This window comes from Colwellia chukchiensis (genome assembly GCF_002104455.1).
GTDB classification, from domain to species: Bacteria; Pseudomonadota; Gammaproteobacteria; order Enterobacterales; family Alteromonadaceae; genus Cognaticolwellia; species Cognaticolwellia chukchiensis.
Map to the genome: position 1 here is coordinate 431,285 of NZ_NBOC01000001.1, position 20,618 is coordinate 451,902.

At 41.3% G+C, this 20,618-nt stretch carries 17 protein-coding genes and 1 other RNA gene; 11 read left to right on the forward strand and 7 right to left on the reverse strand.

The window, feature by feature from the left end; translation table 11 throughout:
• Positions 1-222: 222 nt before the first annotated feature.
• Positions 223-573: a transfer-messenger RNA gene (gene ssrA, locus B6K83_RS01950) on the reverse strand.
• 94 nt (positions 574-667) lie between these two features.
• A complete protein-coding gene (gene smpB / locus B6K83_RS01955) occupies positions 668-1,156 on the reverse strand; it encodes an SsrA-binding protein SmpB (protein ID WP_085282702.1) in 489 nt (162 codons plus the stop codon).
• A 150-nt stretch (positions 1,157-1,306) separates the two neighbouring features.
• Between smpB and B6K83_RS01960 the strand changes: the two genes are divergently transcribed.
• Positions 1,307-1,738 (forward strand): SRPBCC family protein, encoded by a 432-nt coding sequence (locus tag B6K83_RS01960; RefSeq protein WP_085282704.1) that lies wholly within the window; start codon positions 1,307-1,309, stop codon positions 1,736-1,738.
• A gap of 39 nt (positions 1,739-1,777) precedes the next feature.
• Complete coding sequence (locus B6K83_RS01965; protein WP_085283288.1) at positions 1,778-2,152, forward strand: RnfH family protein; 375 nt, start codon at positions 1,778-1,780, stop codon at positions 2,150-2,152.
• A gap of 125 nt (positions 2,153-2,277) precedes the next feature.
• Here the strand turns inward: B6K83_RS01965 and B6K83_RS01970 are convergent, their stop codons facing one another.
• The 3 genes from B6K83_RS01970 to nadK all read right to left on the reverse strand — a co-directional run bounded on the left by B6K83_RS01970 (position 2,278) and on the right by nadK (position 5,426).
• Positions 2,278-2,625 (reverse strand): outer membrane protein assembly factor BamE, encoded by a 348-nt coding sequence (locus B6K83_RS01970; RefSeq protein WP_085282706.1) that lies wholly within the window; start codon positions 2,623-2,625, stop codon positions 2,278-2,280.
• A gap of 105 nt (positions 2,626-2,730) precedes the next feature.
• Complete coding sequence (gene recN / locus B6K83_RS01975) at positions 2,731-4,395, reverse strand: DNA repair protein RecN (protein WP_085283290.1); 1,665 nt, start codon at positions 4,393-4,395, stop codon at positions 2,731-2,733.
• A gap of 149 nt (positions 4,396-4,544) precedes the next feature.
• Positions 4,545-5,426, reverse strand: a complete 882-nt coding sequence (nadK, locus tag B6K83_RS01980) for an NAD(+) kinase (protein ID WP_085282708.1) — start codon at positions 5,424-5,426, stop codon at positions 4,545-4,547.
• 349 nt (positions 5,427-5,775) lie between these two features.
• Between nadK and grpE the strand changes: the two genes are divergently transcribed.
• From grpE to B6K83_RS02015, 7 genes are all read left to right on the forward strand, one after another.
• Positions 5,776-6,411, forward strand: a complete 636-nt coding sequence (grpE, locus tag B6K83_RS01985; protein WP_085282710.1) for a nucleotide exchange factor GrpE — start codon at positions 5,776-5,778, stop codon at positions 6,409-6,411.
• 307 nt (positions 6,412-6,718) lie between these two features.
• Positions 6,719-8,644 carry a molecular chaperone DnaK gene (dnaK, locus tag B6K83_RS01990; RefSeq protein ID WP_085282712.1) on the forward strand — a complete coding sequence of 642 codons (1,926 nt, stop codon included), beginning with the start codon at positions 6,719-6,721 and terminating at the stop codon, positions 8,642-8,644.
• A 265-nt stretch (positions 8,645-8,909) separates the two neighbouring features.
• Complete coding sequence (gene dnaJ / locus B6K83_RS01995) at positions 8,910-10,049, forward strand: molecular chaperone DnaJ (protein WP_085282714.1); 1,140 nt, start codon at positions 8,910-8,912, stop codon at positions 10,047-10,049.
• 234 nt (positions 10,050-10,283) lie between these two features.
• Positions 10,284-10,955, forward strand: coding sequence for a hypothetical protein (locus B6K83_RS02000; protein WP_085282716.1), 672 nt, complete (start codon positions 10,284-10,286; stop codon positions 10,953-10,955).
• A 511-nt stretch (positions 10,956-11,466) separates the two neighbouring features.
• A complete protein-coding gene (locus tag B6K83_RS02005) occupies positions 11,467-12,615 on the forward strand; it encodes a TolB family protein (protein ID WP_085282718.1) in 1,149 nt (382 codons plus the stop codon).
• A 9-nt stretch (positions 12,616-12,624) separates the two neighbouring features.
• Entirely contained in the window at positions 12,625-14,391 is a 1,767-nt protein-coding gene (locus B6K83_RS02010) for a two-component regulator propeller domain-containing protein (protein WP_085282721.1), read from the forward strand.
• Between the two features lie 99 nt (positions 14,392-14,490).
• Positions 14,491-15,111 (forward strand): PEP-CTERM sorting domain-containing protein, encoded by a 621-nt coding sequence (locus B6K83_RS02015; protein WP_085282723.1) that lies wholly within the window; start codon positions 14,491-14,493, stop codon positions 15,109-15,111.
• 307 nt (positions 15,112-15,418) lie between these two features.
• On the opposite strand, the gene B6K83_RS02020 is transcribed toward B6K83_RS02015, so the two are convergent.
• Complete coding sequence (locus tag B6K83_RS02020) at positions 15,419-17,509, reverse strand: TonB-dependent receptor (protein WP_085282725.1); 2,091 nt, start codon at positions 17,507-17,509, stop codon at positions 15,419-15,421.
• 207 nt (positions 17,510-17,716) lie between these two features.
• Between B6K83_RS02020 and B6K83_RS02025 the strand changes: the two genes are divergently transcribed.
• Positions 17,717-18,367: a hypothetical protein gene (locus B6K83_RS02025; RefSeq protein WP_139175483.1), complete on the forward strand. Its 651-nt coding sequence runs from the start codon at positions 17,717-17,719 to the stop codon at positions 18,365-18,367.
• Here B6K83_RS02025 and B6K83_RS02030 read toward each other — a convergent pair.
• Positions 18,354-18,824 (reverse strand): Lrp/AsnC family transcriptional regulator, encoded by a 471-nt coding sequence (locus B6K83_RS02030; protein ID WP_085282729.1) that lies wholly within the window; start codon positions 18,822-18,824, stop codon positions 18,354-18,356. The genes B6K83_RS02025 and B6K83_RS02030 overlap by 14 nt on opposite strands.
• Before the next feature lie 235 nt (positions 18,825-19,059).
• On the opposite strand from B6K83_RS02030, the gene nhaA reads away from it, so the two are divergent.
• The gene (nhaA, locus tag B6K83_RS02035) at positions 19,060-20,286 is read left to right on the forward strand and encodes a Na+/H+ antiporter NhaA (RefSeq protein WP_085282731.1); all 1,227 of its coding nucleotides are present in this window, start codon (positions 19,060-19,062) and stop codon (positions 20,284-20,286) included.
• Positions 20,287-20,618: the final 332 nt, after the last annotated feature.

Here is a 20,618-nt window from a genome sequence, read left to right on the forward strand (position 1 = left end):
GTCACTCACCTAATTAGCAGTAAAAGTCGCCATGCGTTGCGCTATTGATATGACCTGTTAAACAAGCCAGTTTTGCTAGTTACTACATAACGTACTACTTAATTTTTTATAAACACAGGTCGTTAATGATTGTTATGGATAACGATATATGGCTACAGGTAAGTAAATAGGTTGATTTTAGGCATAAAAAAAGACGCTAAAAAGCGTCTTTAATTATTATTTTGGTGGAGCGGGGGGGAATCGAACCCCCGTCCAAAAAGCCTACGTCCTCGGTACTACATGCTTAGTCGATTATTTATTTAACCAATTAGACGCCAACCGACAGGCTTCGTCATGGTGAGCTTAATACTATTTCGCGGTTCAGCCTTAAGCGTGCTTCCCTCGCTATCCTATTTGGGGTGACCATCGTTCCTCTAAACAACAGGAAAGTTTATGAGGCGATGGCTAGCCTTAAGCGGCTAGTGCGAACGTTTCGTCGTTTGCAATTATAGTTTTGCGGCTTTTTACCAGGCCAACCGCCCCTGGGCATGCACCTTGGGTTTCATGAATCTTGTCGAATCCTAGATCCGCCCCAAAGTTTTTACTATTTAATTATAGACTACATTAGCCTACAACGAGCATTGTACAATGCTTAGTTAAAATAGACAACGTGGTATTTTTTAATCGCTTAACGATCTAAGTTTTTATTTTTCATTAAGCGACCTTTATCTACAGCCCACTCTCTATCTTTTATAGCGGCACGTTTATCATGGTCTTTCTTACCTTTACCTAAATAAAACTCCAGTTTTACCCAACAGGCTTTCCAATACATGGCTGTGGCAACTAATGAGTAACCGTCGCGATCGACGGCCGCCGCCAGTTTATCAAGTTCACGTCGGTTAAGAAGTAATTTACGCGCACGATTGGGGTCGCATACGACATGGCTCGAAGCTGCATTGAGCGGCATGATCTCAGCTCCAACTAAAAACGCTTCACGATCTTTAATGAAAACGTAACAGTCAGAAATGTTGACTTTACCACTGCGAATACTTTTAATCTCCCAGCCCTGTAAACTCATGCCGGCTTCAAACTTATCGGTTAGGATATAGTTGTGACGTGCTTTTTTATTTAGCGCAATAGTGTTGTTATTCGCTTGTTTAGATTTTTTCTTTGCCATTTCAATTCCATTCTTATTGCTAAAATAGATAGCAAGCAGGCTATTATACGGAGTATTATGGTTATTTAAATGGCTTATTAGCCATTTTTCACTTTAATGCGCTTTTAAATGGTATTTGCTAATATAGCGCGCTTAATATTCGGAGGGTAAATGCCAAACATAAGTCGAAGTGCATTAGTTATGCACAGTGTAGAAGATATGTATTTGTTAATTAATGATGTGCTTTCCTACCCTAAGTTTTTACCAGACTGTAGCGATAGTAAAATCATCGCACAAGATGAACAATCTATGACTGCTGCTTTATTAGTGTCAAAAGGCGGCTTAAAAAAATGGTTCACTACTAAAAATACCTTGGTCAATAATCAAGAAGTGATTATGAACTTAGTGGATGGGCCTTTTAAGAAGTTAGTTGGAGCGTGGCAGCTAAAGGCGCTGTCAGATGAAGCTTGTAAAATTGAATTAAATTTAGATTATGAGTTTTCCAGTAAGGTGTTTGATTTAGCATTTGGTCGTGTGTTTAATAACTTGGCTAACAATATGGTACAAGCTTTTACTCAGCGGGCAAAAGAAGTTTACGGTTAGTTGAGCGTTGTTGAAAATCAATATCAGAGTATCAAAGTCATGAATGAAAATGAAAGTGCAGCAAAGCAACTTGCAATTGAAGTTGTTTATGGTACCCCGCAAAAACAAGAAATTATTAACTGTACTGTTAATGAGCATACTACGGTTGAACAGGCCATAATAACCTCAGGTATTATTGATGTATTTCCTGAAATCGATTTGTCAATAAATAAAGTAGGCATTTGGAATCGCGTCGCTAAATTAACCGATACGGTCAATGATTTAGATCGTATTGAAGTCTATCGACCGCTCATTGCTGATCCGAAAGAGGTACGAAAACGCAGAGCCGAAAAAGCAAAATTAGAAGGGCGTGCTGATAAAGTTACCGGTGGGCGTGTCGATCCTCGTCGCAGTAAAGCCAACGATTCAGCCTAAAGGTTATTTTAGCGACAAAAAAAGCATGCGACTTAGCATGCTTTTTTGTCGATTGACGAACAACACAAATGTGTAATGGCGCTCTATAGTTTTTACATAAGGGTTAATGCGCACCTGAGGGGATTTTAGTTCACCATGGGAACATAATAACTCTCAGGCAGCTCAAAATCTCCTTTGGCATCAACAACTTTATTGTTTTCAAAGGTGATGGTAAATTGTTTTTTACTGTTAAACTTGTCACTGCGACCTGATTTAAAGCGATAGACATAATGCCAAGTATCGTTATTAAATGCGTCTTCAACTACTGGACTACCTAAAACATATTTAACTTGCTCTTTGGTCATGCCAATTTGCAGTTTGTCGATGTCTTTTTGCTCCAAATAATTGCCTTGCGGCACGTCAATGCGATAAACCCAGCTAGAGCAGGCAGAAATAAATAAGGCGATAACAATAGTGAGTACTCGAAACAACATGGCGATTATATTTATCCTTTTCAATGTGAACGGGGATAATAGCGAAGCAAACTAATAGATACAAAATAATTTTTGATTATTTTGCTGTTTTACTCTGATTTAACCCTATCCAGCCAATAATTCTTGTGCGTTAGCTAAACTCGTATCAGTGACTTTATCACCGGCCAGCAAGCGAGCAATCTCTTGGACGCGACCATCGCGAGAAAGTTCCGTGACTGTAGTTTCAGTGTGTTCGCCGTCGGTGAGTTTGGCAACAAACAACTGTTGATGACCTTTACTAGCCACTTGCGGTAAATGCGTAACACAAATAACTTGCGTGTTTTTAGCTAACTGCTGTAACTTTTTGCCAACCATGGCTGCAGTTGGACCACTAATGCCAACATCTACCTCATCAAAGATTAAGCTTGGCGTGATAACTTTGTCTGCTAATATAACCTGCATGGCTAAGCTAATACGCGACAGCTCACCACCTGAGGCAACTTTATTCATGGCTTCTAATGGTTGGCCAGGGTTTAAGCTGGCAAGGAAGCTAACATTGTCATGACCATGTAATGATAAATGATCTAATTTATCTTGGCTGACTTTAATGGCAAACTTACCGTGCGCCATATTCAATTCAGCCATGCTGTTTGTGATCATTTTGCTCAGCTTGGCAGCGGCTTTAGCTCTGGACTCGGACAAGATATTGGCTGCATTTTGATATTGTTGCTTAGCGCTTTCAATATCATCATTAATTTTTATTAAACGACTTTCATCTGAGCTAAATAATGCGAGCTCTTGTAGCAATTGTTGGTGAAACTGCGCTAAGGCATTAGGGGCAACTTGGTGTTTTTTGGCTAACATAATTGCGCTTGAATAACGTTCCTCAATCAGCGAGTAGCTGTCGGGATCAAGTTCAACACTTTGATAATAATGTTTTAATTCTTGACTGGCATCTTCTACTTGAATTAAGGCTTCATTCAGCTGTTCAGCAATGGCTTTTAACTTGCCATCATAGTTTGCTAAGCCTGCAATTTTATCTGCGCTGCTCCTTAAACTATCAACTACATTAAATTGTTCAGCTTCAGATAATTGTTGTACTGCACTTAATGTTTCACTGAGAATATGTTGCCCATTACTTTGACGCTGGTAATCCTTTTCTAAGTTTTCAAACTCGTCAGGCTGTAAAGAAAATTCGTTCAACTCTTGTACTTGATATTGTAATAATTGCTGCTGAGCTTCTCGCTGTAGCTTATTTTCTTGTAAGGTTTGCGCTTCTTGGCTAAGGCTACGCCATTGTTGGTAATAGTATTTTACCTCATCAAGTAGGTGTTGATGATTGGCGTAGGCATCAAGTATATTGCGTTGTTCACTAGCCTTTACAATCAATTGATGATTATGTTGACCATGAATATGAATCAATAGCTGGCCAATTTCTTTTAATTGCGCTAGCGGTACTTGGCTGCCATTAATATAGGCTTTAGAGCGGCCTTCGGCTGAAATAACACGGCGCAAAATACACTCGTTATCGAGTAGCATATCATGGTGTTTCAGCCAGTTTTTGGCAGCTATATTATGACTCGTATCAAAGGTTGCTGCTAATTCGGCTTTTTTGCAATCAGCTCTGACTACATTAGTAACGGCTCTATCACCTAAGCAAAGACCTAAGGCATCTATAGCAATAGATTTGCCGGCACCCGTTTCGCCAGTAATAGTGGTCATGCCTTGCTGCCAATCAATGTCGAGTGAACGCACAATGGCAAAGTTTTGAATGTTGAGTTGCAATAACATAGTCGCCTCATTAACTTTATCAGTAGCTTTATTACGATAAAGTGCAGAATAAATAAGCAAAAAAGCAGATACTGTTAATTTATACAGTATCTGCTTTTATTTCAAGCTATGTTTTTACTTTATTTTTTATTTGTAAGCTAGCTTATTGATTAATAAAGCTTATTACCCCAGCCAAGTTTATTTCTTAACACATTAAAGTAGTTGTGATCTAACGGGTGTATCAAGCGTAATGTAAACTCACTTTTTTTGATAATGACTTCATCACCAGGCATGACGGCTAAAATGACATGTCCGTCACAACTGACTTGCAGGTTCTCGTAATTTTCATTAGCGAGCTTAAGTTTGATTTCACTGTTACCGTCTACGACTATCGGTCGACTTGTGAGGGTGTGCGGAAACATGGGCACGAGTGATAACGCATTCAAATTTGGCGTTAATATTGGACCACCAGCAGACATAGAATAAGCGGTTGAGCCCGTAGGTGACGACACTATCAGGCCATCTGAACGTTGACTGAACATAAAACTTCCGTCAATGTAGACTTCAAATTCGATCATACTAGCCACTTTACCAGCGTGCAGTACGGCTTCGTTTACCGCACTGTTTGAGCTTTTTAGCCTACCATGACGATAGACTTCAGCTTCAATAATAAAGCGCTGCTCTTCCCGCGACTGACCTTTTAAAATGGCTTCTAAAGGCGGCAGCAAATCATCTGGGGATAGATCGGTTAAAAAGCCTAAATTGCCTCTATTTACGCCAATAACGCCTATGTTGTAACAGGCTAGTACTCTGGCTGCACCTAACATATAGCCATCACCACCGACAACAATTGCGAGATCTGCTTGCTCGCCAATATCGGTTAATGACGCCTTATTAAACTTTTCAATATTGACCGTCGCCGCAACTGAATTTTCGATTAATACTCGATAGCCTTGTTGCGCTAAATAATCATGTAAAGCTTCTATGGTTGTACTGGCACCGTCATGGTGAGGTTTGCCGATTAAGCCTATGGTGTTGTATAAATTACTCATACATTGCTAATTAATATGTTTTGTAATTGAGGACTCTAGGAAGTTTCGCGCTATTTGAGGCGCTTGTAAAGTTGACTTTTTATGAAATGATTTACTTTTGTGCTTGAATCATAAAAACAAGCCCCCATAATTAGCGTTATTGAGATTTACCTTATTTGAAACTTAATACCCGTTTCATTAATTAAGTGGTCTACTTGATACAGAGGAAAAATCGCCAAGTACATGGCATTTATTTAATAACTATTTGTTTTAATTGTTAAATAAATAACGAGTTAGTTGGTAGTTTTAACTAGTAGAAACGACGACGTAGTTAATGAAGTAGGTATAAGAACTACTTTGGAGTTTTTTCATGGCTAATGAGTCAACAGAGAATAAAAGTGCAGAAGAAGTGGCTGCAGAAGAACTAGCCGCTGAAATTATTGAGCAAGCAGAAGAGCAAGTTGAAGAGCAGTTAGATGCTGCGGTTGAAAATATCAGTGCTGAGCAAGAAAAAATAAACGAACTTGAATTAGCACTTGCTGCAGCTAAATCAACGGTGGCGGATCAAAAAGATACCGTAATTCGTGCTAAAGCAGAAGTTGATAATGTTCGTCGTCGCTCTGCACAAGATGTTGAAAAAGCACGTAAATTTGCGTTAGAAAAATTTGCTGTCGAATTATTGACCACGGTAGATAATTTAGAGCGCGCATTGGAAAACATCAATAAAGATGATGAGAGCAACACTGCTATTATCGAAGGAATTGAGTTAACGTACCAAGGCTTGATAGCCTCGCTAGAAAAATTTGCTATTAAAGCGATCGATCCAAAAGATCAACCCTTTAATCCGGAATTACATCAAGCTATGTCTATGCAAGAAGTGGAAGGTGTTGCTGCCAATACTGTCATTGCAGTTATGCAAAAGGGGTATGAACTTAACGGCCGTTTGATTCGCCCAGCAATGGTGATGGTGTCAAAAGCTGCGCCAAGTGTTGATACTAGCGCGTAACAGCTTTTCCTTTTAACGGACAAGCGTTGGCAATACTAGATTAAAACCAGACTCAGGTCTGGTTTTTTTACGCTATCTATTCGCTAAAGCGATAACTTATCTAGTTTACACAGTAAGCGGGTAGTTAGCTAAACTAGGTAATAACCCGCTAATTTGTTCTATATAAAGAGTGGCGGTAATAATAATTAACATTTTTTCATTATTTTCGATAAAAATAGTTGAAAAGCTATTTTCCTGCCCCCACTAACTGTTCATCGAAAGATTTAATCTTTATTTTTAACATTATAAGTATTCGGAGATCCTCAAGATGGGCAAAATTATTGGTATTGACCTAGGGACAACAAACTCTTGTGTTGCTGTACTAGACGGTGATAAAACGCGCGTAATTGAAAACGCGGAAGGCGACCGTACCACTCCTTCTATCATTGCTTACACTGAAGAAGGCGAAACCTTAGTTGGTCAACCAGCTAAACGCCAATCGGTCACAAACCCAAAAAATACATTATTCGCAATTAAGCGCTTAATCGGACGTCGTTTTGACGATGAAGAAGTGCAACGCGACATTAAAATCATGCCATTTGGCATTGTTAAAGCTGACAACGGCGATGCATGGGTAACGGCACGTGATAAAAATATCGCGCCACCACAAGTATCTGCTGAAGTGTTAGCAAAAATGAAAAAAACCGCTGAAGACTACCTAGGCGAAAAAGTAACAGAAGCGGTTATTACCGTACCTGCATACTTTAACGACTCACAACGTCAAGCAACTAAAGATGCGGGTCGTATTGCTGGTCTTGATGTTAAGCGTATTATCAACGAACCAACTGCTGCTGCGCTTGCTTACGGTATGGATAAGCAAGAAGGCGACAAAGTGGTTGCCGTATATGACTTAGGTGGTGGTACTTTTGATATTTCAATTATCGAAATTGATGAAGTTGAAGGTGAGCACACGTTTGAAGTATTAGCAACAAACGGTGATACCCACTTAGGTGGTGAAGATTTTGATAACCGTTTAATTAACTACTTAGTTGCCGAGTTCAAGAAAGATCAAGGTATGGACTTAACGCAAGATCCATTAGCCATGCAACGTTTAAAAGAAGCGGCAGAAAAAGCAAAATGTGAGCTTTCTTCAGCACAACAAACCGATGTTAACTTGCCGTACATTACTGCTGATGCGTCAGGTCCTAAGCACATGAACATCAAAGTAACGCGTGCTAAGTTAGAGTCGTTAGTTGAAGACATGGTTAAAGCCACATTAGAGCCACTTAAATTGGCACTAAAAGATGCGGACTTGTCAATTAGCGACGTGAACGATGTGATTTTGGTGGGTGGTCAAACACGCATGCCAATGGTTCAAAAAGTGGTTACAGAGTTCTTTGGTAAAGAGCCACGTAAAGACGTTAACCCTGACGAAGCTGTAGCCTCTGGCGCTGCGGTACAAGCAGGTGTACTTTCTGGCGATGTTACCGACGTATTATTACTAGATGTGACACCATTATCACTAGGTATTGAAACTATGGGCGGTGTGATGACGAAAGTTATCGATAAAAACACCACTATCCCGACTAAGCAGTCGCAAACCTTCTCAACAGCTGAAGATAACCAAGCTGCGGTAACTGTACATGTTGTGCAAGGTGAGCGTAAGCAAGCATCTGCAAACAAGTCATTAGGCCAGTTTAACTTAGAAGGCATAGACCCAGCACCGCGCGGTACGCCACAAATCGAAGTAACCTTTGACTTAGATGCTGACGGTATTTTGCATGTCACGGCAAAAGATAAGAACACAGGTAAAGAGCAAAAAATCACCATTAAAGCCTCTTCTGGTTTATCAGATGATGAAGTAGAGCAAATGGTACGCGACGCGGAAGCCAATGCTGACGAAGATGCGAAATTTGAAGAGCTTGTACAAGCGCGCAACCAAGCTGATGGCATGGTGCACGCAACGCGTAAGCAAATTGAAGAAGCCGGTGATGATTTACCAGCAGAAGATAAAGAGAAGATTGAAAGCGCTTTATCTGAGCTTGAAGTGGCGCTTAAAGGCGATAGTAAAGAAGAAATCGATACTAAGTCACAAGCGGTTATTGAAGCTTCAGCTAAATTGATGGAAATTGCTCAAGCTAAAGCACAAGCACAAGCCGGCGCAGCTGAAGGCGCAGCACCTGATGCAGAAGCACCAGCGGGTGATGATGTTGTTGATGCTGAGTTTGAAGAAGTTAAAGACGACAAGAAGTAGTTAATGATGGGTTGTTGCTCGGCGTGTCCAGCTTATGCGAGTACACTTGAGTAACAACCAAAAACTTTAACCTTGTTATTAGCTTCAAATGAATAAAGCGTCGATAGCTATCGGCGCTTTATTATGTCAGGTAATAACGAAATGTTAGTTAATGCAAGATGTTAATTTGCTTGGATTTTTCATGTTTTAAGGTGAATTTTTAAAGCGTCTAAGTAAGAAGTTAAACAAATTAGTATCCACAAAATTGAAGTAAAGAAATAAACTTATGTCAAAACGCGATTATTATGAAGTGCTAGGAGTATCAAAAGATGCATCTGAGCGCGATATCAAAAAAGCTTACAAACGTTTAGCAATGAAATATCACCCAGACAGAACCAAAGGTGATAAATCAAAAGAAGAGCAATTTAAAGAAGTTAAAGAAGCTTATGAAGTGCTAAACGACGATCAAAAGCGTGCAGCCTATGATCAATATGGCCATGCAGCATTTGAACAAGGCGGCCATGGTGGTGGAGGCTTTGGCGGCGGCCATGACTTTGGTGATGCGTTTGGTGATATTTTCGGTGATATTTTTGGTGGTGGTGGCCGTGGTCGCGGTGGGCAATCGCGCCAACGTCGCGGTGCAGATTTACGCTACAACCTAGACTTGACGCTTGAAGAAGCGGTTAAAGGTAAAACCTTAGAAATTAAAGTGCCGACTTTTGTTAGTTGTGAGCCCTGTGACGGTAGCGGCGCGAAAAAAGGCACCAGTGCCAAAACATGTTCAACTTGTCACGGCCATGGCCAAGTGCAAATGCGCCAAGGCTTGTTTGCCGTGCAACAAACCTGTCCGACGTGTTCGGGTAAAGGCAAAGTTATTACTGATCCTTGTCCTTCATGTCGTGGTCAAGGGCGGGTTGAAAAAACCAAAACCTTATCTGTTAAAATTCCAGCAGGTGTTGATACCGGCGATAGAATTCGCTTATCGGGTGAAGGTGAAGCCGGCGAGCATGGCGCACCAGCAGGCGACTTATATGTGCAAGCTAATGTGCGCGATCATAAAATATTTGTCCGTGATGAAAATAACTTGTATTGCGAAGTGCCGATTAGTTTCACCACAGCAGCATTAGGCGGAGAAATTGAAGTACCGACCCTCGAAGGTAAAGTGAAGCTGAAAATACCGAAAGAAACGCAAACCGGTAAAATGTTCCGCTTACGAGGTAAAGGCGTCAAATCAGTACGCAGCCACTCAACTGGTGACTTAATGTGTAAAGTCGTGATTGAAACGCCAGTGAATTTATCGGGTGATCAAGCGGACTTATTGCGCCAGTTAGAAGAAAAAATGGGCAAAAGCACCAGCAAGCATAGCCCGAAAGAAACCGGCTTTTTTGACGGCGTGAAAAAGTTCTTTGATGATCTAAAAAGCTAATGAGCGTTAATTGCCTCAGTTGATAAAAATCCCGTACCTAGTGACGGGATTTTTATTGCCTTTATATTTTATAATCCGCTTAGCAAAACCGCGGTTATCACACTAAACGCTATGCTATCATGGCTTTGACAGTACTTGCTAAGCACTATGGCTCAACTGGCGGGCAGTCGCAAAGTGAATAACCTGTTAGCCTTTAAACCTAGATAAAGCATAACTCTGTATGAGTCGTAGACGATGAAAGTTTTATTATTGACATTAATAACCGCCTTTACCAGCCTGTTAAGTATGGCTAACTCAGCGCCTGAGGAAATAACGGCGCTTGATGCTGGTTATATGGGGGTCCATGGCATGGTGTTGATGAATATCTCATCGACGATTTTTGCTTATCACCTACCTTTGTATCATAAACCGCACGACGTGCAACTAATGTACAAGCTTAAGGTGCAGGATCTTGCTTTAGTGCAATTGGTTCGTGATAATAAAATGGTAACAATCAAACCTAAGCCATTTAATTTACAGCGTTTAATGCGTGGTGAAAATATTGCTCTGTCGGCCGATGTTTATCTTGGCCATTTTGAACGAGATGGCAGCTTAGTATACGAAGACATGACATTACACTTTGCTGAGCAAGTGTATATGCGCAAGCTTGACGATATTGCCCCTGCCAGTAATGTGCAAGCTTATGATGCGGTGACGCTGCAAAATAGTGGTCAAATTTTTATCCATCAGCTTCAAGCGCCACCTAGCTTTGATCACCTGATTTATATTAATGTTCAGGCAGGCTGTGCCCGTCAGTTTAACACTTCAACGGCGGTGCCTAGCGAACAGGAATTGCAGTATAAATTTATCAATTGCGGCTCCATGAAACCGCTCTATTATGAAAGCCAAGATTTTACACAACATTAGCAGGTTTTAAGTCCAACTATTCAAAAATTCGCGAAATGTTATCGGTGTTGGTTGATGAATTTTGCTCGTATGCCACATCAGTTTTGCTGACATCTAATAAGGTTGCAACCTTTACCATAGTTAAAGTTTTAATGCATAGTTGTGAGCTATTTTTTAAGGTTAATACAGCTTTTGGCGTTAGCGACAAAGTCATTATCAAAGCAAGACATGATTAGAACGCATACGCAAATTTTTCAGTCGCATAAAAAACTGTCAGTAATTTTTACACTTTTTTATTTATCATACTAATCAATATTAAGCAGCTTGTTGAAATTATGTGCTTTTATATCTTTGGTCTAATCTATGCTTATATAAAGATTATTCGAGAGTTCAAGCAGATGTTTTGCCTATATCTTATATTGAATTGTCGCTATTTTAAGCTGTAATAGTACCTTTTTGATATTCATTTTCGTGTGTTGTATTAACGCCAGCCACTGATGTTAGGTAAAACGTTATGACTTAAGGCGACACTATGGGAAGCGCGAAATATCAGTCGAAATATCAACATTGGTACTACGTTTTTATTGTAGCTATTGCCCTCGTCGCGACAGGCTGTTCAAACTCACCTGATGTGAGTTATTCATCACAGCAAAATCAATATGATCCACTTAGCACACAGTTACTTTTTGTTTCCAATCAAGATGGTGATCGCGAAATCTTTTTGACAAACTTTGCCGGTGATGAACTCAAACAGCTCACCTACAACAACCGAGATGATTACGACGCCTCTTGGTCTCCTGACGGACAACATATTCTTTTTACTTCACTGCGTGATAACGGCAACTCAGAAATTTATACCATGCGTGTTGATGGCAGCCAACAACGCAACTTATCAAATCATGCAGGGTACGATGGCCAAGCCCGTTGGTCGCCTGATGGTCAGTCCATCGTCTTTAACTCAGATCGTCATGGCGGAATTGGTCTCTACTTGATGTCAGCCAATGGTGAGCATGTTAAACGACTAAGCAAGGATGAGCCGGATAGTTATGTCCACCCTGCGTGGTCACCGAACGGAAAATGGCTGTCCTACAGCAAGGTAAGGCCAAATGGTAAATCAAATATATGGATAGTTAATAGCGACGGCACAATTCATCAGCAGTTAAGTACACACCTTAAAAGTGAAGAAGGGCAAGTGCACTGGTCGCCAGATAGTCAAAAGTTGCTTTACCATGCACGTCGCAACCGCATATATAATATTTACTTATATGACTTAACAGCCAATACCGAGCGTCAGCTCACTGATTTAAAAGCCGCAGACTCAAGACCTAAGTGGTCAAATAAGGGGGATAAAATTGTATTTCTATCGACGCGTGGGCCTTTGGGGCGTACGCAACTATTTACTATGAAGGAAGATGGTTCACAGCTTAAAAGCTTGACTGATGCTAGATACCAAGTGGATGATGCTATATGGCAACTTGACGACAATGCTTTGTTTTTCGTTAGTTGGCAAAATGGCCAAGGCTCGAATGTATATTGGTTGGAGTTATCAACAGATAAACAACGCGCTATTTCACCGGCAAAAGGTTATCAAAGTCAGCCGATACCTGAGCCTGCAGCACTTCCAAAATTTTTGTCTAAAGTGCGTAATCCTGAACGGGATATGCGTTCGCTAAGGCAATAGGAGGATACTGTGAAGATACGTCAACTCGTAATATCTCTATCTATAGCTAGCACCGTATTTATAGCGGGCGCAGCTAATGCAACAACCACAACTTATACCACAGATGCAGACTTTAGTGCAGGTACGCTAGATTCGGTTAATCATGATGCCCCTAACAACAATCAGCTGCAGCTAAATAGCACGGGTGATACTTTTCCTGTGCTGTGGGTGGCTAATGCCGGCGAAGATACCATGTCGCGTATTAATACTGACGGTGCTGGTGGCAATGGCTGTGAAGAGGCACGGTATTTAACCGATTTTGGTTTACCAACCGCGCTTGATAATCATGGTGCTTTTTCAGGTGCCGCACCTTCTCGTACCGCCGTTGATACCACAGGGAATGTCTATGTGGCCAACCGAAACTTTACCGGGGCTCGTATACCGGATTTACTTAAAATAGCCGTAGAGGGCGGAGTAGACCGCAATGGTAATGGGGTTATTGATACCTCAAGCGACCTTAACGGCGACTGTATGATCACCCCAGATGAAATGTTGCCGGTTATTGATGATGGTAATGGCATTTTAGATATTGCTGACTTTCACGATGAGCGCGTGATTTGGGTGTCGAAATTTGGCGACCCCAATGATTTTGGACGTTCACTGTGTATTGACCAAGACGGCGACCTATGGGCAGGTACTTATAATGGTCGAGAATACTTTCAATTTGATCAAGCAGGAACACAGCTCGCAGGACCGATAGCCACAGGTGCAACTAATTATGGTTGTGCAGTGGATGCAAATGGTACCTTGTGGGGTGCATCTTTAGGTTCGACCTTGGTGGAATTAGATACCAATACGGCTACCCATGTCACTAATCGTTCATTACAAAGTAACTATGGCATAGTGCTCGGTAATGATAGAGTGTATTTAGGCAGCACATTGCACAGTTATAAGCCAGCCGATGGCACTACCCAGTTTAGTGTTGCTTTTTCAGGCACAGGTGTTGCTGTTGATGGTGATGGCGCGGTATGGTTTGGCACGCCAACTTTACGTAAATTTGTGCAAAACGGTGGCGCAGGCGCTAATGCGGAAGATTTAAATACTACGCCAGCCTGTTCGGTCGGTACGTTGGGAGGTCGCGGGCCTATTGTCGGTAAAGGTGGTCGCATATGGACCATAAATACCAGCTCAGATAGCGTGTCTCAATATGATAGTGATTGTAATTTTATTTCCACTATTCCGGTAGGCCGAGACCCATATACCTACAGTGATGCCACTGGCTTTGGCGCGCGTAACCAAACCGACCCGACCGGTATTTGGACCGTGATTAATGATGGCGGCGCCGCAGATACCGCTTGGGATAAAATTGATTGGAATAATGAACCAGAAGGTCTTATTCCTGCCGGTAGTAGTATTACCGTGGAAGCCCGTTCTGCCAATTCAGTTGCTGATTTGAGCAGCCAACTTTATAGCGCGGTAACTAATGGTGGCGCTGGACTAGCGTTAATGGGGCAGTTTATTCAAGTGCGTGCCACTTTACGACCAGGGGTTGATGATGCAAGCCCAATCTTATCCGATTTAACTATTCACACCACCCAAGATACTGACTGTGATGCCAATGCCGATGGTCAAGTAGATAGCATTGATATAGGTATTATTGGTCGTCATAGGAATGTACCTGTGCCTCCGGGTAACCCATTGTTTGATATTAATAGTGATAATGTCATCAATGTGATTGATGCACGTTTATGTGTACTGCAATGTACCAATGATCGTTGTGCTATTGGCGTTCCTTAATAGCAATGCCGTAAGTGCGCACTTATCAGTACTGCGAGGTATTAATATGCGATGCGCACTTTAGTCTGACTTTAACTAACGAAGTAAGTGGAGAATTAAATGAAAATAATTAAAAGTTTACTACTAGTCATGGCGCTATTGCTGAGTAACGTCAGTAGTGCGTCACTGATGTTATGGCTTGATCCTGCAGAACAACCAGGTAGCACAGGTGATGACATTACTTTAACCTTAATGGCCGGCGGGCTTGACGCTGGCGGCCCTGTTAGCTTAGGCGCATTTGATTTAGATATTTTATTTGACCCATCGGTATTGTCTTTTACCGGCTATACCTTCTTTGATGGCTTAGGTGATTTACTCTTTTTCGAGGCGCTTGATTTTAGTGTCGGTGAATATGCCCCTGGTGCTGTTGGTTTATCTGAGGTCAGTTTATTGCCTCCAGGGGTGCTCGATGCCACACAGCCAGCAGAGTTTGCCTTAGCAGAGCTCACTTTTCATATTGACTTGCTTGATGCAGCAGACTTTACCATTGTTAGTATAAGTCCTAGTGTTGGGGGATTTTTTCCACCATTTTCAGATAGTTTAGGGCTAGCGATTGACCCTGTTGCCATGCGCAGCGCCTTGATAGGCACCCCACCCACTGTGCCAGAGCCAGCAAGCTTTGTGTTGCTGTCGCTAGCGCTAGCTTTGGTTGCCGTGCGTAAAAAGCTAAAATTAGGGTAAATTTTCGATTTTAACGCAGGATAGAAATGGCTCTTTAATGAGCCATTTTTTTGGCCATAAATTTATTTTTATCAATGCTGTAGGTCAGGGCAGCGAACTTGTGACTAAGACAGAAGTTGTGTATACCGTGTGGCGGTAATTTACGGTGCGAAACGCAATAACACGCTTAAGATAAGCCAAAGTTTTCGTATGATAGGCGCACCATTTAGTGGTGAGCGAATAAGGCTAACAGGTAGATATAACTTGCTGGATTCACCGAGTTTACAGCTAATCTTGCCGTTGGCACAGCCGAGCAAAAGCGCTGTGATTAAAAGCTATATCGAACACTAGCAATGATGTTCAGCCCAGCTTCATTTTGCCCTGAGCCGTGAATACGATAGTTTTTATCCAGTATATTGTCGATATTAAGGGTCACTTGTAAGGCAGGTGAAAGGTTGAAGCCGCCGCCAATATCCCAAACGGCAAAGCCGGGAGTACCGCCAGGTGGAATACGCTGGGTGTCTGCTCTATCGCGAGTTGACAGTCGATCGCCAGCACGATAGGCGGTGATTGTAGAAGTTAACCACCATAGTTCACTACTTGCCGTATAGTGTAGGCCTAGCGTGGCGTTAGTGGGCATAAGTCGACTTAAATACTCGCGGGATAATATATGATCAGAGCTTGGGAAAGTGTCAACTTTGCCTTTGATATAGGCCATTTTCATAAAGGCCTGTAATTGACGATTCACTCGATAATCAAAACTTAGCTCAGTACCATAAACATAACCTTTACCTATGTTTTGCTTGCTTATCTCAAATTCACCATCGGTATTTATAGCGCCTGTGGGCACACGCTGTATTTGATCCTTGATGCTTGTATAGTAGAGGGCAATATCATAATTGACGGTGTTTGAACGATATTTAATACCAGTATCTAGCGTAAGATAGTGCTCAGGCTTTAATGTTAAGGCGGGTATTTCAAACTCATTTGAGCGGGCACTATCAAAACGCGTAAGATCAGACAAGTTAGGTGCTCTAAAGCCTTGGGCAATGCCAAGGTATAAGCTTTTCGATTTTGGTACTATTTGCCAATTTGCACGGGCATTAAAAACAATATTATGCCAGTGACTTTTTAGGCTAGTGCGATTGCCGGTTAGTGGTGATTTTATGCTGTCAGCATCAACCTCAATGTAACTCCAACGCGTACCAAAATCGATACTGACTTGTTGATTTAAATAGTACTTACTTTGCCCGTATAAGCCTAGCCATTGATAATGAGCATCGTCAGCAACTGGGCCTTGAATTATATTATTACTGGCAAAACTAGCAACGCTATCGCGATAGTATTCAGCACCATAAACTATGGTGTGCTCATCAATGTGTTTATTCAGGTTAATATTTAAGCCAAGTGTATTGATATCAAAGCCTTGTTGATCTGTACGGTTATTGGTTCTGAGTCGATTTCTCACTTCACTTTGTTGTTGGTAGGATAAAGAAAGCTCTGCTGTGTCGTAAAACATAGTATGTTGTAGTGTTGCAAGTTTAATATAAAGCAAAGATCTGTCTTGATCGGTATCGCGGGCTAACTCTTTTCCTAAGCTGGTACCGGCAAAGCTAATGGCGTCGAGAGTTTTGTGGGTTCTAGGCACATCGTTTTGTTTGGTTTTAAAGTATGCGACAGTCAACGGGTATTTATCTGCTATTGATGTTAACCACTTAAAATCAAAATTCAGCTCATCATAGCCCGTGTTGGGCTGTTCATTGGTGCTACCGCCGGCAATTAAATCGCCATAATCTTTTGCCGATAAGCCTAAGGCTATGCCAGAGGTTTCAGTAAGTTTTTGTGCCAGTGAAGCCCTAAATACCTGAGATTGCTCGGCGCTTGCCGCGCGATAAAAGCCAGTGAGGCTAGTTTCGTTATCAAGCTCATCAATAGACTGAAATTGTGTGATAGCATTGACAGTACCACCTATGGCATCTGAGCCGTAAACCACGGATGTCGGCCCTTTAACCACCTCGAATTTGCCGATAGAATATGGGTCTACTGTGTTCCAATATTGATTTGGCCCTTCTCGAAAGACCGAATTATTAAGCCTAACGCCATCAATTAAAAATACATTTCTAAAGCCGGTAAAGCCACGAATATAGGGAGAGCCTTGACCATGAGCTGTTTTTTGTAATAGCACACCAGGCACCATAGCGATGGCATCAACAGTGGTACGCGTACCTTGCTGTAAGAATTGATCTTGATAAATAAGTGTTGTGCTGTATGGGCTGTGTAATTCATTAATAGCCAGTCGCTCGGCGGTAATGGTTATTGTTTCAATTGCTAGGCTCTTATTTGGGCTGGAGCTGGCATTGGCAGGGAGGTTAACAAGCGAAGAGATGGCTAAAATTTTTAGGTAAATCAATTTAGTCATAGTTAACAGCCTGTAAAATATGAATAATACTTTGTTGGTTTTTTACTAAGTGTAGTAATTACGGCCATGTTTGCAAATAAAGCGCCGTGTATTGAACTACACTTAACATTAGCGCTAACGGCATAATGTAACAGGTGAATAGACATGAGTATTAAGGCTACTGTTATGATAATCATACTATTAAGTATTGGTTTTTGGTGGCTCAATATGAGCTTCAATAAAGCAGAGCCTCTGATATTTGATAGGGCAGAAAGTGTAAGTAACCAAGCCAAACATACAGGCAAGAATGAAAGTACAACTCAAGCGAAAACGCAAAATAAACACAGCGTTAGTGGCCAAACTATGCCGCCAACTAAAGTAGGGTTAGCCAATAGCGAGCTAATAAAACAACAAAATCAACAAGCGTTAACCAAGCATACAGGGCTGGCCTTAACGGCGAATACAACAGACGCCTTAGTCAGTAATGACGCTTTAACAGAGGCGCTAAAAGCTGTTCCTATTAATTATCATTCAGTACTGCATTGGCGTGGGAGGCAAAATGATGACCTGATCAACGCGTATTCTACTGTCGTTGCTCATGATGAGCTAAGTGCAGCGCAAGCAGCGCCTGAAAACATAGCATCGCTAATGTCAGACTTTATTTATCAACATGAGCTGAGTATTGAAATTGTTATAGAATATTTAAATTGTAATCAACAAGGTTGCATAATTTATGGGGTTGAAACACAGTCAGGAGTTTGGAGCCAACTCATGGCCTATGCACAAATGCAACCCTGGTGGCAAAGCGCGCAAGAAAACACACAAAGCGGGGTAGGTGCTGATGGACAGTTGATATTCTTTACCGTTATTCGTCGATAAAGTTTGGTAAAACACCACTGCGACTATGCTCAAATATTAGCGAGGTTTCAACTGTGGTTACTTCATCGCGAGAGGTAATAGCATTAAAAACAAACTGACGTAAGTGCTCACTATTCTTTACCGACATATGAATAAAGTAATCATAGCTCCCCCCCATATGATATAAACTGACAATTTCGGGAAGTTTTAGTAAGTCGTCTCTCAGTTGGTTAACAATTAACTCAGAGTATGGTTGTAACTTAATCGCCGCTATCGCCTCAATATTGCCGCCGATACTTTTAAAGTTTATATCAATAAACGCATTGTGGATAACACCATTATTTTTCATGCGCTTGACACGCTCTAAACAAGTTGATGGCGCTATACCTATCTGTGCTGCGAGTTCTTTGTTGGTAATATCTGCATTTTTATAGAGCAAAGTGAGTATGCGTAAATCTATATCATCAAGTTTTTTCATCAATACGTTTGCCTTTAGCGGAAATGGGCTTGGTTTTCTATTTCCTAGATACTACCCTTATTAAATCCAACATTGCCAGTCAAATTGGTGTCAATATGAATATTTTTCGATATTAACATAAGCTGTCGAAATTTTATCCAATTAAGCAGCAATTACAATTAATCACTTATCGCTGTTTGTATAATAGTTAAATGTGACATATTATGTCGCATTGCGAATTAAATAATGAGAACAAATGATTATAAAAAGTATTAATGATTTCTTAAATATGGAAGCAGCCAGTGGCATTATTTTAATGTTTGCTGCCGTTGCTGCTATGATTATTGCCAACTCACCGCTAGTCGTATATTACGATATGTTGCTCGATATTCCCGTACAAGTGGCGGTGGGCAGCTTTGAAATAGCTAAGCCATTATTACTCTGGATCAATGATGGTTTAATGGCATTATTTTTCTTTTTGATCGGATTAGAGCTAAAGCGCGAATTTATCGAAGGTGATCTGTCACAACCGGGACAAGTCACTCTGCCGGCGATAGGCGCTGTTGGTGGCATGTTAATTCCAGCACTGTGCTATGCAGCACTAAACTATGATGATGCTGTGGCAATTACTGGTTGGGCAATTCCAACCGCAACCGATATTGCGTTTGCCTTAGGTATTTTATCTATTATTGGTAGTAGAGTACCACTGCAACTAAAAGTGTTTCTAACCTCGTTAGCGATTTTTGACGATCTAGGTGCGATTATCATCATCGCGCTATTTTATACCGAGCAATTATCATTACTTTCACTTAGCGTTGCTGCGGTCATTCTCGCAACATTATTTACCATGAACAGAGGCGGAGTAACTAATACCGCGCCGTATATTTTCTTAGGCATTGTACTTTGGGTCGCAGTATTAAAATCAGGTGTACATGCGACTTTAGCTGGGGTAGTGCTGGCGTTTTTTATACCCATTAAAGGTGATGAAGGCGAGCCATCACCCTTAGTTTCGCTAGAGCATAACTTACATTCATTAGTTGCTTTTATTATTTTGCCTATTTTTGCCTTTGCTAATGCTGGCGTTAGTTTAAGCGGTATAGGGCTAGAGCAAGTCATGGCACCTGTACCCTTAGGGATCATCATTGGCTTAGTGGTGGGTAAACAGCTAGGTGTGTTTGGTTTTTGCTATATTGCAATTAAGTTGGGTTGGGCAAAACTGCCCACGAATGTTAATTTCCGCTTACTTTATGGCGCGGCGATTTTGTGTGGCGTCGGCTTTACCATGAGCCTCTTTATTGGTTCATTAGCATTTGAGCAAGGCGAAGGCACTAGTTTTATCTATCAAGATAGGCTGGGTATTGTCATTGGTTCCTTAATTGCCGGTGTTTTGGGGTACTTTGTCATAAATAGTGGTGTTAAGCGGGTTGAAGATCCCAGCCTAGAACAAGCAAAACTTGTGAGCGCGGAAGAGCACGCTCGCTAAATTGCTCAACTTATTAGGTAAAGCAGCTTTTATGCTAATGCGCACCAATAAATGTGCGCGCCAATGTTGCGATTATACTTGTTATGATCGGCAGGTTGCGCCTAGTCGGTGGTAGTGATTTAAAATATTAGCCCAGATGGCGTACGCCTATGGTAATACACGCCAAACTTAAGGTTTGCTTAAGTTTGGCGTAATAAAGTCGCTAGCGAGCAACATCATGTTACTCAACCTCAGTAGATAACAGCATCAATACTCACATTAAAAGCCCTTATTCATCGTATAGTGTTTAGCGTTAGTTGAAATCTAGTGGCTAAGCCCAGTATAATTTGTCC